Annotated in this window: 11 protein-coding genes; 3 read left to right on the top strand and 8 right to left on the bottom strand. The window is 34.3% G+C overall.

The genetic code is table 11. The features are described 5' to 3' along the window. Positions 1–140: 140 nt before the first annotated feature. On the bottom strand, positions 141–1,691 hold the full coding sequence (locus LOK78_RS09485; protein WP_232634735.1) for a hypothetical protein: 1,551 nt from the start codon (positions 1,689–1,691) through the stop codon (positions 141–143). A 301-nt stretch (positions 1,692–1,992) separates the two neighbouring features. Between LOK78_RS09485 and LOK78_RS09480 the strand changes: the two genes are divergently transcribed. Further along, a complete protein-coding gene (locus LOK78_RS09480) occupies positions 1,993–3,141 on the top strand; it encodes a hypothetical protein (RefSeq protein ID WP_232634734.1) in 1,149 nt (382 codons plus the stop codon). Positions 3,142–3,219: 78 nt separating this feature from the next. On the opposite strand, the gene LOK78_RS09475 is transcribed toward LOK78_RS09480, so the two are convergent. From LOK78_RS09475 to LOK78_RS09460, 4 genes are read right to left on the bottom strand one after another with little or no spacing between them, the layout of a single operon-like run. After that, positions 3,220–4,674: a lipopolysaccharide biosynthesis protein gene (locus LOK78_RS09475; protein ID WP_232634733.1), complete on the bottom strand. Its 1,455-nt coding sequence runs from the start codon at positions 4,672–4,674 to the stop codon at positions 3,220–3,222. Next, entirely contained in the window at positions 4,665–5,951 is a 1,287-nt protein-coding gene (locus LOK78_RS09470) for a glycosyltransferase family 4 protein (RefSeq protein WP_232634732.1), read from the bottom strand. The genes LOK78_RS09475 and LOK78_RS09470 overlap by 10 nt, the downstream gene beginning before the upstream one ends. Further along, on the bottom strand, positions 5,944–8,385 hold the full coding sequence (locus tag LOK78_RS09465; protein WP_232634731.1) for a YfhO family protein: 2,442 nt from the start codon (positions 8,383–8,385) through the stop codon (positions 5,944–5,946). Before LOK78_RS09465 ends, LOK78_RS09470 begins: the two co-directional genes overlap by 8 nt. A gap of 29 nt (positions 8,386–8,414) precedes the next feature. Beyond that, positions 8,415–8,693 carry a DUF4834 family protein gene (locus LOK78_RS09460; protein WP_166958573.1) on the bottom strand — a complete coding sequence of 93 codons (279 nt, stop codon included), beginning with the start codon at positions 8,691–8,693 and terminating at the stop codon, positions 8,415–8,417. 170 nt (positions 8,694–8,863) lie between these two features. Between LOK78_RS09460 and LOK78_RS09455 the strand changes: the two genes are divergently transcribed. Together LOK78_RS09455 and LOK78_RS09450 are read left to right on the top strand one after the other, a co-directional pair. Then, a complete protein-coding gene (locus tag LOK78_RS09455; RefSeq protein WP_053972679.1) occupies positions 8,864–9,868 on the top strand; it encodes a transporter in 1,005 nt (334 codons plus the stop codon). A 14-nt stretch (positions 9,869–9,882) separates the two neighbouring features. Further along, positions 9,883–11,007, top strand: a complete 1,125-nt coding sequence (locus LOK78_RS09450; RefSeq protein ID WP_232634730.1) for a GTP cyclohydrolase — start codon at positions 9,883–9,885, stop codon at positions 11,005–11,007. 61 nt (positions 11,008–11,068) lie between these two features. On the opposite strand, the gene capB is transcribed toward LOK78_RS09450, so the two are convergent. From capB to LOK78_RS09435, 3 genes are all read right to left on the bottom strand, one after another. Next, a complete protein-coding gene (gene capB / locus LOK78_RS09445; RefSeq protein ID WP_053972677.1) occupies positions 11,069–12,328 on the bottom strand; it encodes a cysteate-C-fatty acyltransferase in 1,260 nt (419 codons plus the stop codon). A gap of 146 nt (positions 12,329–12,474) precedes the next feature. Continuing rightward, positions 12,475–13,515 (bottom strand): cysteate synthase, encoded by a 1,041-nt coding sequence (gene capA / locus LOK78_RS09440; protein ID WP_053972676.1) that lies wholly within the window; start codon positions 13,513–13,515, stop codon positions 12,475–12,477. Positions 13,516–13,584: 69 nt separating this feature from the next. After that, on the bottom strand, positions 13,585–15,603 hold the full coding sequence (locus tag LOK78_RS09435; RefSeq protein WP_232634729.1) for a S9 family peptidase: 2,019 nt from the start codon (positions 15,601–15,603) through the stop codon (positions 13,585–13,587). Between the last annotated feature and the right edge of the window lie 90 nt (positions 15,604–15,693).

Here is a 15,693-nt window from a genome sequence, read left to right as displayed (position 1 = left end):
TCCAAGAAAGGTTGGACTTTTAGGTATTTAAAATGGATTGTGCTCCTATTTGCCCAAATTCAAAAAATTGAGGAGCCACTATTATCTAAATAAACGCTAGAAAATTGAACAACTTAACTTATTAACTTGGCTAGCCTTTTTCATTTAGTCAAATTATTTATTTCCTCTACTGATTGATAGAATGGAAAAGGAATATCATTAGTAATGGTTCCATTTTTAGCAATAAAGGAATACGTTGCTCCTCCGTAACAGAAGGCAGAAATATTTTTATCACTAAAGCTCTTTAATGTAGATTCATTTCCCTCAATAGATAAAAAATAGTTTTTAGCTTTCCAATCATTATCAATTATCCTTGCCGCCCACAGGTTCTTATGAGCTAAGTTATCTATGCATATATAAAGGACGTTTACCCTTTCTTTATTCGTTTCTTCAAACTCTTTTATTACAGGTAAATTATTTACCAAAGATGAGCCGGCAAATTGCGCAGACCAAAATACAATGAATAAAGGCTTGTTCTTATAATTTTCTAGCAACCCATTAAATTGCTCATGATCTAACAAATTGTCAATTAGATCATAATCTGCATTGTACAGTCCATTTTTCAACAAAGAATTAAAGAATTTGAGTCTTGACACATATTTATTCCCTGAGTTCATTGTGTCTAGCTTTTCATAATACATATTATGGTCATACCCCAAAGTCATGCTATATCCAGATAATGTTGAAAAATATTTAGAATAAATATCGTTGTTGAAATTCTTTTTTATGAAGTTTGCCGCCCATTCCATATAGTTTTCATAGCGAGGTCCACTAAAAAAAGATTGCCAATTTTCATAAGTGATTTTAACTCCTTCCCTTTGTTTTAAATTTCGTAAATACTCTACTTTCAAAATGCTTTCTAAGCTATTTCCAAAATTCCAATCATTTATGTTATCTAAACTTCTATAGGCATTGCTATTGAAGACATCAAAGGCTTTTGAATTTAAGTCAATTTCTAAGGTCTCAGACTTTTCTTGTGCTGATATCATTGATAAAAAATGAGTCACTAAAGTATATTGCTGATAATTTATACGATTAACTAGGAAATTATATTCTTTTCTGGTCAAAGGAGATTCTAATATAATTTTTTCTATTTCAACTTTGTTATCGGCTTTAAGAACCCAATCACTTTTTATGTCTTTATAATATATACTATTTAACAGGTTTATTTGTCCTGTAATTACCTCTTCAATATGTTTTGTAAATACAGTGAGGGTCTTATTGTTGTCAAAATCAAAATTATTATATCCAAATTGTTCTAATCGTAGTGTATTTATTTTACCAGCTCCTCGACCTTCAACAAAAAGGGAATTACTTGGATTTTTCATATCAAATTCAAGCTGGATACTATCTCCCTGAAACAAAATAAGAGGTATTGAATGCTTATTAAATTCTAAAATATAATTTGCCCCATCAGTGATGTGATCTGAATTAAAATTAAATTGGCCTCTTGAATTAATATGAGTAACAAGGCTTCTAAAGTTATCAAAGTTGAGGTTCCCTCGAATTCTTGAAACATAGTTTAAGCAAACATGCTCTTTGTTTGAATTCTTCACATACCCATCAATATAGACTTTTTGAATGTTACCAGAATTTGGTTTAAATGAAACGAGAAGAATAAATAAAATGAAAGCTGTAGAAATGTTTTTCATATTTGGTTAATTAGGTCTAAAGATTGATGGTTTGATCTATTTATTACCGTCATTATTCTCCTCCCATTATTTTCAAACAGATTATTCTAGTTTTTATTGTAACCAACAAATAGGAAATTTTACCAGTACATCAGAATCCATTTGGAAATTAAAAATTCTATCAACTACGAATATAACTCCTCATAATCAATTATATAGTCTAAAAAAGAGAATTCATTCACTTATCAATTAGAAAGAACAAAAAATCTTTGGCACGTTGTTTGTAAAACTTAAAACGAGTTTAATTCAAAACCCTTTCAAAATGAAAAATTTAATAGCTCTTATATTTACAACATTATTAGCCATACCCATGGTGAGTGCTAATACAAATCTTGATAACAATGCCGAATCTACAACTTTGAGAGGTTATGGAAATTCTTTCATTTTTGTAGAAGGCGGAATTGAATTCTCCATATTTCCTGATGGTCAATTTGATTTTTACATGCCCAGTTATGGTCCTAATGTGAACGTAGCGGTAAATGCTCCTGGAGTAAGCATTAGTTTTAACTCTGGATATGATTATGGTGCCTATGTTCAATATGATGATTTTGGTGCTGTCGTGCAAATTGAAAACACTCCTATTTTTTATGATTACTATGGGCGTGTTTCTCAAATAGGTAATGTATTTATCAATTACAACGGATTTGGTTATGTATCCAGAGTCGGAGGCTTGTATGTACATTACAACAATAGGGTTTTCACACATTGTACTGGTTTCATCAATGTTTATAATCGTGTTTATGTTTATAGACCTTGGCATCGATTTTATATGATTCCTCCAGCACCTTATTGTGTTGTTTACAATAGACCTTACAGAAGGTATTACACTCCTGTAAGATACCATTACAGCAATCCTTACGTTAATAATTATAGAAGAACAACGGCAGTGGCAAGTAGACGTGGTAACACAGTAAGAAGAAACAGTGCTTTAGCTACACATACGAGAGGAAATGCAACAACTAGAAGAAATGCAACAACTAGAAGTAACCAAGCCCAATCTAGAAACAATCGTGCAACACAAGCAACTAGAAGCAATAGGTCTAACTCACAAACTAGAACGGCCTCTTCTAATAGCAGAAATAATAACTCTAGATCTGTGAACTCATCTCAAGGTAGATCAAGGAATCAAGCAAGCCAAAGAACTACTGGTAATAGATCCAATTCTATTCAAAGAAATCGAGTGGCCATGAATAACCAAGGTTCTCAAAGAACTTATTCCAATCAAAGGAATTCAGGTAATTCTGTTAAGGAAAACCAAAGAAAAACGACCAATAACCGTCAAAGTGTTGGAAAATCGTTAAATAATAGAAATAACTCACGTGTAAATAAACCAAATAACTCAAATACACGTAATTCTAATAGAAATGCACAACAAACAAGAAGTGCATCAAACAGATCGAATAGAAGATAGAATAAATTTTTTGGTTGGTTAGTTAGAAAGTCCTGCGATTAAGTTTGCCTCAAAGCAAATTCGCGGGATTTTCTCGTTTTACCTGTTAAGTAGTTTATTAATAATTTGATTGATATCTTCAGATAGATTGAGCGTATATACAATTATGCCGTATCCCAATGCAATCAATAACGATTTCAAGCCTATATTGACAATAGGATGAAATGAAAAGTCCCAGAAATAAAAAGCTCCCATACAAACCAAAATAAGGATAAATACTTTTACCGTATTGGAAGTGAATGGAGACATTCTAAACTTTTTATACACAAACCCTACCTTTGAAGCGCTGTAAAAAAACATAGCCAATAATGTGGCAAATGCAGCCCCATTAATGCCAAATAAAGGAATAAATAAAGCATTCAGGATGACGGTCAAAACAGCCAAAAAAACACCAAGGATTAACACCATTCTATAATAATCACTATTAAACAAAATAGCATTATTATTACCAATTATACCTTCCATCAATTTCGCCAAACCAATTACAAAGACCACAACCAAACCATCAGCATATCCAGGTTCTAGCATCATATAGAGTTGATTAATATTTAGAACGATAATCAGAAAAATAAACCCTGTTATAATAAATAAATTGATGGAACTTTTTTGATACAACAACTTTAGTCCATCTTTATCCTTTTCATTTAACAATTTAGCTGTTAAAGGACTTGTAATCTGATGAAGAGATCTTGAAGGGACCCCAATAACCGTAGCAATGTAAATAGCCACACCGTAGAAGGCAACATTTTCAATGGGTACATAATAATTGATCATGAATTTATCAATTTCCAAAATAACATTGGCTACAGAACCGGCTATAATAATCAAGGCTGAATATTTTAATATAGCACTTAAATTCGGGATTTTACTCAATTTAAAAGATGGAAATCGCAAGCTGTAAGCATATAATTTCATAACTATCATCCTTAAAATATAGATGCCTACAATACCCCAGATCAATTGGTCTACAGTTAACCAATCCAAATAGAGGAAAACCAATAATAGTGTGGTTAAAATACGGTGAAATACCTCCTTCATAAAATTCCCAAACACTGATTGCATTTGAACACGACTCCAGGCGTAAAAGACCTCAAAATAAGCAAAGGATACCGCTGCTATGTATATATGCCAAACATAATCCTTAACAATAGGATTATCACCAGACAACCATTCACTAATAGAAGAAAAAAATAGACATCCCAAAATGCCTGCAGGTATGATTATCGCAAAAGGCAAAAACAACATTAAAATTAAAAAACTGTTCTGGGACTGTTTGCTCCTGAAAGAAGAATAAAATTTGATAATCGTGTTATGAACACCAAAAGCCATTAAGGGCATTAAAATATTGGCAGTAGACAGGATGTAGGTAATCAATCCAAAATATTCTGGACTAAGAAATTTGGTATATAAAAACAAGACATTTATAGCGCCAATACCAAATCCAAGGTAGGTCAATACCGTATTCTTTGCCGATTGATTTAAAACTATTCCCATCGAATCAAATTAGACAAAACTTTAGTCAGTTCCCGTCTATGGTACTTCTGAACCCCAATAGGATTAGTTTTTAAGGAACCTCTTTGGAATTCAAGATAATACTTTAAAATGACTTCCTTTAAAGCAGGTTTGGAATCATAATAAAAGTAACTTCCCGTATTGCTTTTGGTAATGATTCGCTCTACATCAGATCCTTTAGGGCCCAAAGCTATAATAGGTCTGTTGGCAGCCATATACTCAAAAAGCTTACCTGGAATAATAGCCCTGGTTTCCTCAGAATCAATCTCAATCAAAAGTAATAATTGAGATTTTTTTTGAAACACAATAGATTCATTATGTGATACATAACCCACTTTATTTACAAATTTAGTTAAACCATAAAGATTCATACTTTCCAATACTTCCTTACTCACAGATCCTACAAAATCCAATCTTAAATCGGTTGCAAAGGATGGGACTTCTTGAACCAGCTCATTTAAAACTTGCCACAAAATTTGCGGGTTTCTTTTGGACAACAAGGAACCAATATGAGACAATGAAAATTTAGTATCCAAAGGTGGTTGATTTACTTTCTCATCATCAAATCCATTGGTAATTACAGAAATGGGTTGTTGCGTAAGGCCCAAAAATTCATCTTTGGTAACTTGGCTTGTAACAATTATATGATCGGCAGAATTTAATACTAAGTGTTCCAATGCCTTGTGCTTCTTTTGGGCAAATGGCAAGAGTTTTAATTCTTTATGATACCCAATACTCGTCCATGGATCCCTGAAATCTGCAATCCAATGCACCCCCATTTGTTCCTTCAATTCTAATCCTATTAAATGGAGACTATGAGGTGGACCCGTTGTAATTATCGTATCAATGCTATGAACCTTTAAATAGTCCTCCAAATACGATACAGAAGGTTTCACCCAGGATTTCCTTGCATCAGGAATAAAAAAATTACCCCTTATAAATAACATGAGCTTCTCCACAATTCCTTGCTTCCTTTTATCTGGTATAATCCCTTTACTAATGGTTTTAGATTTATTTTTGGAAAACCTACTCGCTAACTTATAGGGTTCTTTAATAGGCGTCTTAATAACAGTAACCTGCTCTGACACCTCGCTTTCAAGAGAAGAATCAGTTATCGGGTAAGTTGGATTCTCTGGAACAAAAACAATGGGTTCTACATCAAACTGCGGTAAGTATTTTACAAACTTGAGCCATCTTTGTACGCCTGGTCCCCCGGCAGGAGGCCAATAATACGTTATGATGAGTACTTTTTTAGGCACTTTCCTCCTTTTTAGTCTTGAAGATATAAAATAAGCCTCCTAAAAATAGTAAACCAAAGATTATGGAGCTTGCCATGGCAATTGTGCTTCCTTTAGAAATAACCTCAGGCTCAAATTTAAACGCCACTTCATGGGCTCCGGAAGGAATAAACATCCCTCTCAAAACATAATTGACACGTACATGAGGAACTTTCTTTCCATCTAAATAAGCATTCCAACCTTGCTGATAATAAATCTCAGAGAATACTGCAAAACCATCTGAAGCATTATTGGTTACATATTTAATTTTATTGGGTTCATAGTCCTGCACCTTGATACTAGCCAATGAATCTGTAACAAATTGAGTGGATTTTAAAGTCTTGAGATAGTCATCAAAAACACTTGCATCTATAATGGCCTCATGTTTTGTATTTAAACTATCCAATGCCAAAATCTCCTCATTGCTATTCGATACACTCTTCAAGGAATTGATAAACCAAGCATTGCCATTGGCATCAGGATTAGTAAAAGGAAAAGGACTTCCTTTCTCATCTTCAGCAATGATATATTTGGTATTCAGCATATTCAAAACTTCCATATTATTTTTAGCAATGTGGAAATCATATAATTCGTCAAAACGTTTCAGTTTAGCAGCGTGATACCCACTCAATGAATTATAAAAGTAAGAAGCTCTTGCAGGTTCCCTATTGAATAAATCAAGCACCCGAAATTCTGTAGTGTCTTTACGAATGTATTGATCCAATTGATTTTCCTGGTAAGGTTTATTCACCTTGATTGAAGCTGTAAAATTCTCATTATTGACATATCTTCTATCAACCCCAACCAAATCAAACACTATTATAATTGCAAAGCCTATTATAATGGCATTTTGCGAGATTTTTTTTCTCAAAAAGAAAAATATCATTCCAGCAGATATAAGCACTAATATCAAAGTTCTAAACGTGTCTTTCATAAAGAAGGACATACGGTCTTCTTTGACGGCATTGATAAATTCCTGACCATAATTCTGACGATAAAACCCATCATTTCCTCCTGCAAAATCAAAAGACGATTTAAACAATAAAAGTAATATGGCTAAACCACCAGTAATGGCAGCCGTATATTTTAAAGCTTTTAATTTCTCCTCTTCTCTAACAACATCATTAAACAAACGAACCAATGCAAAAACTCCCAAAATAGGCATACACAATTCCAAAATTACCTGAATTGAAGTAATAGCTCTAAACTTGTCGTAAAGTGGAACTACGTTGATGAAAAAATCGGTCAAAAAGGCTAAATGATATCCATAAGATAGCAATAGTGATAAAAGAGTACCTCCTACTAACCACCATTTAAGTCTGCCTTTGACCAAAAATAACCCCAGAACAAACAAAAAGATAATAACGGCTCCAACATAGGCAGGTGCTTCTAATATAGGCTGTTCTCCCCAATAAGTAGGAATGCGCTTAGTTTGCTCTAAGGCTTGAACCGGTGTTGCTCCCAATTTTAAAAAATACTGGTAGGAAGCGGATTCCTTTCCTACATCTTCCAAACTTCCTCCTCCCATTAATCTTGGAACAAACAAGTTTAAGGATTCTAAAAATCCGTAGCTATATTCGGTAATCTTATCCTTATCAAGTCCGCTGGTGATCTCTTTTGAAGAACCATCAGGGTTAATAGTCAACGTTGACTTACCACGTGTACTTTCTTTGGCATATTCTTGAGTTGCCATGATGTTTGTAGCATTTAATCCAATCGCTAAAACAACTGCTCCAACCATAATACCTACCGACTTAAAATAATGAGGTAGTTCTTTTTTCCTATAGGCATCTACTAAATAGGCAATTCCCAAAACCACAACCAAAAACAGCAAATAATAAGTCATTTGAAAATGGTTGGCCACCAACTCCAAAGCCATCGCAATGGTCAATACTAAAAAGCCAATAATATATTTTTTCCTAAAGGTTAAAATGATACCGCTTAATACCAATGGCATATAAGCTATAGCATGAGCCTTACTATTATGGCCTACTCCCAATATGATAATTAAATAAGTTGAAAACCCGAAAGCTAACGCCCCCAATGCTGATAACTTATAATCCACTTTCAGACATAACAAAAGAATATAAAAACCGATGAAATACAAAAACAAATAATCGGCAGGCCTTGGCAAAAATCTAATAGCCAAATCCAATTTTTTAATATAATTATGAGGATACTTTGCTCCTAATTGATAGGTAGGCATCCCACCAAAAGCACTATTGGTCCAATAGGTTTCTTCTCCGGTAGCTTCACGAAAATCGTTTTGCTGTTTAGACATACCTATGTAATGTAGGATGTCACTCTGATAGATTTCCTGACCTTTTAAAACGGGATTGAAATAAGCAAGGGAAACTACCACAAAACCTATAAATACCAAGAAATGTGGAAGTAACTTTTTAAAAGTAAACTGCATCAAATTATGTTAAATCTTGAAGGGGAAAATTAATCAATTTCTTCGTAATCTACGTATTCTCCCACCTTTTTATTTGAAGATTGGCGAGATTGCGGCATCTTATCTATGGTAACTTCTCCCTCCTTATTTTGTTGGGTTTTGTTTTGATAATTATTGAAACCACCATTAAAACGCTCCTCTGCCTTTTTTGCTACATACTTTACTAATACAGGCGCAAAAATTCTTGATAGAATTTTCAATCCATAATATATCAATAGAATGATTAATAAGGTCCTTAGCAAACCAGTAAATGAAGCGTATTGCAACATGCGTATAGTTTTCAACAAAAATACAATTATCAAATCTTTTATTCCGTTTTAAATACTTAAAAAATCTATAAAATCAATATATTTGATTTTTAACTTTAGTGAAAAAACATAGTGATTTAAGGAGTTCAGAGCAATTGAATTTCTTATTTTAATTCCAAAACCAAAATTTAATGAAAGCTATAAAGCCCTTATTATCTGCACTTACCTTTTTTGCCTGCTTGAATGGATTTTCCCAATATACGGAGGTTATAAACTCCAACAGACCGGGAGTTTCAAAAAGCGCCTTTGCTGTTGGCACCAATGTTCTCCAATTTGAAGCTGGTCCCTACATGCTTACTGAAAAACACAATTTAGCCAATAGAAAAGACAATAGTTTTGGACTTGATTTTGCAGCTAGATATGGTTTATTATGGTCCCCTTTAGAAATAAATGTCGAAGGTACCTTTCAATCAACCAAGAGAACATATTCTAATAATTTGGCAGAAGATGACAGATTCTCAAATTTTAAAACTTTAACAATAGGAGCTAAATATTTGGTGTATGATCCCTACAAGAATTCCGAAGAAGAAAAACCGAATATTTATAGTTGGAAAGCAAACCATAGCTTCAAATGGAAAAATTTAATTCCTGCCGTTGCTGTTTATGTAGGCGCTAACTTTGACACCAAAGACAACCCATTTACGGATTATGGCGTTGAAGGATTTAGCCCCAAAGTTATGTTGGCGACACAAAACAACTTAGCTGGAGGCTGGGTGTTTGTAACCAATTTTATTTTGGACCGCATCGGAACCGATCAAAATGATTTTTCCTATATATTAACCTTAACCAAATCTATAACAGACCAGTGGGTGGCATTTGGAGAAACACAAGGAATCAAAAGTGATTTCTATGCTGATAACTTATTCCGTTTTGGAGGTGCTTATCTTTGGAGTAAAAACTTCCAATTGGATGCTGGCGTTACCTTAAACACAAAAGATACGCCCTCTGTTTTTGGAGCAACTCTAGGGGCCTCATACCGCTTGGATTTCCATGTAGACAAGAAAATAGACAATGCTAATTCTGCTGAAGAAGAATTGGAAAGAGAAATGAACTCTCGAGGAGAGAATAAAAAAGAAAAGAAAAGACAACGTAAGCAGAATAGAAAAAAACAAAAAGACGTCGATTTTGATAGTTAGACTAAAAGTGCCTTATGAGTAATGTGACGTTAAAAAAAGTTTCCAACAAGAAGGAACTTAAGGAATTTGTAACCTTTCCTTTCAAAATATATCAAGGATCCAAATACTGGGTACCACCTTTGATTGCTGAGGAAATGACCACCTTCAATCAGGATAAAAATCCAGTTTTTGAAAATGCTGAAGCTCAATTATTTCTAGCCTATAAAAATGGTGAAGTGGTTGGACGTATTGCAGCGTTAATCAATTGGATCGAAATCAATGAACAACAGATTAAACGGATGCGTTTTGGTTGGATGGACTTCATTGATGACCTCGAAGTTTCAAAAGCCTTATTGGATCAAGCAGAAGAAATAGGTAGAGAAAATAACTTAGACTTTATTGAAGGGCCGCTCGGATTTTCCAACTTGGATAAAGCTGGAGCTTTGACCTTTGGATATGACCATATAGGTACTATGGCCACATGGTATAACCACCCTTATTACATTGAGCATTTTGGTAAATTGGGTTATTTAGAGGAAAAGGAATATGTAGAGAGCAAATTTAAATTGGAGTCCCTAATTAATTCCAGATTCCTAAAAGCATATAATGCCATCGTCACTCGATATGAATATAAGCCAAGGAACTTTTATAAAACCAAAGAAATCATTCCGCATATTGATGACATGTTTGCCCTGTTGGATCGCTCTTTTGGGGATTTACCATCTTATGTTCCTATCAGTGCCAAAGAACGTACCTATTTAAAGAAGAAATTTATCAACTTTGTAAATCCAGAATATATCAAATTTGTTTTTGACAAAGATGATCGTTTGATAGCTTTTGGGGTTGCTTTACCATCTTTCTCGAAAGCACTTCAAGAAATCAATGGGAAATTATGGCCTCTAGGCTTTCTTAAGTTGTTAAAAGCCAAAAAAGAAACCGAAACACTTTTACTTTATTTAATAGGTGTTGATCCAGAATATCAGAACAAGGCTGCCCATGCTGTGGTCTTTCATGAATTCTATCAAACTTTTAAGAGTAAAGGAGTTGTAAATTGTATTAGGTTGCCAGAATTGGCAAACAACACTGCCGAACAACAAATTTGGAAGGATTCAGGTAGTGAAGTGATTAAGCGTAGAAAAACATTTAAGAAAAGTCTTTAAACTACAAATAAAAAAACCAGCTTTTTCAAGCTGGTTTTTTTTATGAAATACACTATATCATTTACTCTCCCATAGCTGCAGATACAGCCGCTGAAAGTCTTTTGTATGTACCGTTTTCAAGTCTATCCCTAATTGCTGAAAACGCATTTAAGGTTTCCTCAACATCTTCTAATGTATGTGTTGCCGTAGGAATCAAACGTAATAGAATTAATCCCTTTGGTATCACTGGATACACTACGATAGAACAGAAAATACCGTAGTTTTCACGAAGATCCTTTACTAAAGCCATTGCCTCAGGAATGCTTCCTTTTAGATAAACTGGAGTCACACAACTTTGTGTCGTACCCAAATCAAAACCGCGATCTCTCAATCCATTTTGAAGTGCATTTACGTTTTCCCAAAGCTTGTTTTTAAGCTCAGGCATGGTTTTAAGCATATCCAAACGCTTTAAAGCTCCTTTAACCAATTGCATTTGCAATGACTTAGCAAACATTTGAGAACGTAAATTGTATTTTAAATAATCGATGATTTCTTGATCGGCAGCAATAAAAGCTCCAGTACTTGCCAAAGATTTTGCAAAGGTTGCAAAATACACATCGATACCATCTTGAACACCTTGCTCCTCACCTGCTCCTGCACCAGTTTTACCTAAAGTACCAAATCCGTGCGCATCATCTACCAAGAATCTAAACTTGAATTTCTTTTTAAGCTCAACAATCTCCTTCAATCTTCCTTGTTCACCACGCATACCAAAAACACCTTCAGAAATCACAAGGATACCTCCCCCTGTTTGTTCTGCCATTTTAGTAGCTCTTTCTAGGTTTTTTTCAAGACTTTCAACATCATTGTGCTTGTAAGTAAAACGTTTACCCATATGAAGTCTAACGCCATCAATAATACAGGCATGAGCATCTACATCATATACAATAATATCATCTTTAGAAACCAAAGCGTCAATAGTGGAAACCATTCCTTGATAACCAAAATTCAAAAGATAAGCCGCTTCTTTACTTACAAATGCTGCTAATTCTTTTTGAAGCTTTTCATGTAAATCTGTATGTCCAGACATCATTCTGGCTCCCATTGGGTAGGCAGAACCATATTCAATTCCTGCCTCGGCATCAACTTTTCTTACCTCTGGATGATTTGCTAATCCCAAATAATCATTAATACTCCAGGTGATAACATCTTTACCCTGAAACTTCATTCTGTTAGAAATTTGACCCTCCAATTTTGGGAATACGAAATATCCCTCTGCTTGAGAAGCCCATTTTCCTAACGGTCCTTTATCCCTGTAAATCTTATCAAATAAATCTCTCATAGTTTAGCTATAATCAAAATTGCATATCATGCAAATGTATGTATTTAAATGAATTTTGCATAATATTTTTATGAACTCTTGTTAACAACAAAGCCGCTCTAATTTCATTGTTTAGAACGGCTTTATTTTTATGTAGTAAAGGTAATTTATTTTACATATTGAATACTTTGAGCAGCTTCTTCATTTTCAGTATCAAAAAATCCTTGATCACTCATCCATTGATCACTATAAACTTTACTCATATATCTCGACCCATGGTCTGGGAATATAACAACTACTTCATCTCCTTCCTTAAACTCTCCTTCTTCATTAAGCTGTTTGATAGCTTGCATTGCTGCTCCAGAAGTATATCCTACAAACAAACCTTCTTTATGGGCTATTTCTCTAGCTGTATGGGCACTTTCCTGATCGGTTACTTTGATAAATTCATCAATCGCATCAAAATCAGTTGCAGAAGGAATTAAATTTTTCCCTAAACCTTCAATGCGGTAAGGATAAATTTCGTTTTCATCAAATTCTTTGGTTTCATGATACTTTTTAATCACAGAACCAAAAGCATCAACTCCAATGACTTTAATATTAGGATTCATTTCCTTTAAAAATCTTGCTGTACCAGAAATAGTTCCACCGGTACCACTGCATGCTACCAAATGGGTGATTTCACCATTCATTTGATTCCAAATTTCTGGACCAGTCGATTGGTAATGCGCATCAATATTCAATTCATTAAAATATTGATTGATATATACAGACCCTTTAATTTCTTCATGTAATCTCTTCGCCACCTGATAGTATGATCTTGGGTCATCTGCACTTACATGAGCCGGACAAACATACACCTTAGCTCCCATAGCTTTCAGCATATCAATCTTATCAGCCGAAGATTTTGAACTCACCGCCAAAATACATTCGTAACCTTTGATGATACTAACCATTGCAATACTAAATCCTGTATTACCAGACGTAGTTTCAATAATGGTGTCGCCAGGTTTAAGAATTCCCTTTTTCTCGGCTTGTTCAATAATGTAAAGTGCTATTCTATCTTTTGAGGAGTGACCGGGATTAAAAGCTTCTACTTTTGCATAATAGTTTCCCTTGAATGAAGATGTCATGTTTTTTAGCTTAATGATCGGTGTGTTACCTACTAAATCTAAGACATTTTCACATACTTGCTTTTTTTGTTCCATAGAGAAAATTTAGAATAAGGCAATCTTAAACTGCCTCTCAAACCTGACAAAAGTAAAAAAAAATTTTAACTATTCCTTAATTCCTTCCAAATCTAATAAGAATGCATACTCTAAAGCCACTTCTTTCAAGCTTTCAAATCGCCCTGAAGCCCCACCATGCCCCGAATCCATATCCGTATAAAGCAATAGAATATTTTCATCTGTTTTTAAATCTCGCAATTTAGCAACCCATTTGGCTGGCTCCCAATATTGTACCTGGGAATCATGTAGTCCGGTCGTTACCAAAACATTGGGGTAATCTTGGCTTTTCACATTATCATAAGGTGAATAAGATTTCATGTACCTGTAATAGGTCTTTTTATTAGGATTTCCCCATTCATCATACTCCCCTGTCGTTAAAGGAATACTATCATCCAACATGGTCGTTACCACATCTACAAATGGAACGGCGGCAATAATTCCTTGATATAATTCTGGGTTCATATTCATTACAACTCCCATCAATAAGCCACCAGCAGAGCCTCCATAAGCATATAAATGTCCTTTAGCCGCTAATTTTTCATCTAAAAGAAACTTGGAGCAATCAATGTAATCGTAAAATGTATTTTTCTTTTTTAAAAGCTTTCCTGTTTCATACCATTCCCTTCCTAAATATTCACCACCTCTCACGTGAGCTATCGCATAAACAAATCCCCTGTCCAATAAACTTAACCTGATGCTTGAAAAATAAGGGTCAATAGTTGATCCATAGGAACCGTATGCATATAGCAATAAGGGATTTCCTTCTGCCTTTTTAAACTTTTTATGATAAACCAAAGAAATAGGAATTTTAACCCCATCTCTGGCTGTTGCCCAAATTCTATGAGACTCATAATTCGCCTTCTCAAATGTGGGATCCAAAACAGCTTGCTCTTTCTTAACAACCTTGGTTTTGGTTTTAAAATTATAGTCAATGACCGAACTAGGAGTGGTTAAGGAATTATAAGAATAGCGCAAAACATCGCTATTAAAGTCTGGGTTATTGCCGACATAAGCGGTATAAGTTTCACTTGAAAATGGTAAATGGTAATCTTCTTCTCCATTCCAACTGATGATTCTTAAATTGTTCAGTCCCTGCTCCCTTTCACTAACCACTAAATAATCTTTGAAAATATCGATGTCTTCAATAAGTACTTCTTCGCGATGAGGAATAACATCCTGCCAAAACTGCTTATCAGTTTTATCGGTGGTTGTTTTCATTACCTTAAAATTATCTGCCTTGTCCTTGTTTGTGATAATGTAAAAATAATCTTCAAAATGAGCAATGGCATACTCCAGCTTCCTGGTACGTTTGCTAAATATCTTGAAGTCACCTTCTGGATTATCTGCATCCAAAATTCGGTATTCAGTTGTTAAGGTACTTGAAGAACCAATGACGATATACTTCCTGGATTTGGTTTTGTATACATAGGTATTATACGTTTCATCCTTTTCATGAAATACTTCTTTATCGTTCTCAACCTTAGAGTGAAGTAAATGTTTAAAAATCTTATGAGATCTTAAAGTCTGCTCATCTTTTCTGGCATAAAATAAGGTTTTGTTATCATTGGCCCACGTAACACTCCCAGTAGTATTCAAGATTTTAGTCGAATAAATCTCTTGGGTTTCCAAGTTTTTTACTTGAATGATATATTGCCTTCTACTAACTAAATCCACTGAAAAAGCAGCCAATTTATTATCAGGGCTAACAGAAATACTCCCTAGTTTAAAGTAAGAGTGTCCTTTGGCCATGTCATTACAATCAAACAACACCTCCTCCTCGGCTTCCAAGGTTTCCTTTTTTCTAGTATATATGGGATAATCCTTTCCCATTTCATATCTAGTGATATACCAATACCCGTTAAGTTTATAAGGAACCGATTCATCATCTTCCTTAATTCTACTTTTCATTTCCTGAAACAATTTTTCCTGAAAAGGTTCTGTATGCTCCATCACCTTTTTAGTGTAACTGTTTTCAGCGTTCAAATAATCTATGACCTCAGGATTGTCTCGTTCGTTCAACCAATAATAATCGTCAATTCTAACGTCATTATGTGCCTCAAGTTCCATGGGGATTTTTTTTGCCTTTACGGGGAAAATGTCCTTATTCAAAGAGAGAAAATTATAGGGTATTAATCGACCAAAAATATAAAAATTAAA

Source organism: Mangrovimonas futianensis, assembly GCF_021245805.1.
Taxonomy (GTDB): domain Bacteria; phylum Bacteroidota; class Bacteroidia; order Flavobacteriales; family Flavobacteriaceae; genus Mangrovimonas; species Mangrovimonas futianensis.
This window is presented reverse-complemented; position numbering and strand designations above follow the sequence as displayed.

Bases quoted from the DNA above. Each gene is read 5' to 3' on its own strand.
- LOK78_RS09485 (WP_232634735.1), bottom strand. From the start codon at position 1,691: ATGAAAAACATTTCTACAGCTTTCATTTTATTTATTCTTCTCGTTTCA.
- LOK78_RS09480 (WP_232634734.1), top strand. From the start codon at position 1,993: ATGAAAAATTTAATAGCTCTTATATTTACAACATTATTAGCCATACCC.
- LOK78_RS09475 (WP_232634733.1), bottom strand. From the start codon at position 4,674: ATGGGAATAGTTTTAAATCAATCGGCAAAGAATACGGTATTGACCTAC.
- LOK78_RS09465 (WP_232634731.1), bottom strand. From the start codon at position 8,385: ATGCAGTTTACTTTTAAAAAGTTACTTCCACATTTCTTGGTATTTATA.
- LOK78_RS09460 (WP_166958573.1), bottom strand. From the start codon at position 8,693: ATGTTGCAATACGCTTCATTTACTGGTTTGCTAAGGACCTTATTAATC.
- LOK78_RS09455 (WP_053972679.1), top strand. From the start codon at position 8,864: ATGAAAGCTATAAAGCCCTTATTATCTGCACTTACCTTTTTTGCCTGC.
- LOK78_RS09450 (WP_232634730.1), top strand. From the start codon at position 9,883: ATGAGTAATGTGACGTTAAAAAAAGTTTCCAACAAGAAGGAACTTAAG.
- capB (WP_053972677.1), bottom strand. From the start codon at position 12,328: ATGAGAGATTTATTTGATAAGATTTACAGGGATAAAGGACCGTTAGGA.
- capA (WP_053972676.1), bottom strand. From the start codon at position 13,515: ATGGAACAAAAAAAGCAAGTATGTGAAAATGTCTTAGATTTAGTAGGT.
- LOK78_RS09435 (WP_232634729.1), bottom strand. From the start codon at position 15,603: ATGGAACTTGAGGCACATAATGACGTTAGAATTGACGATTATTATTGG.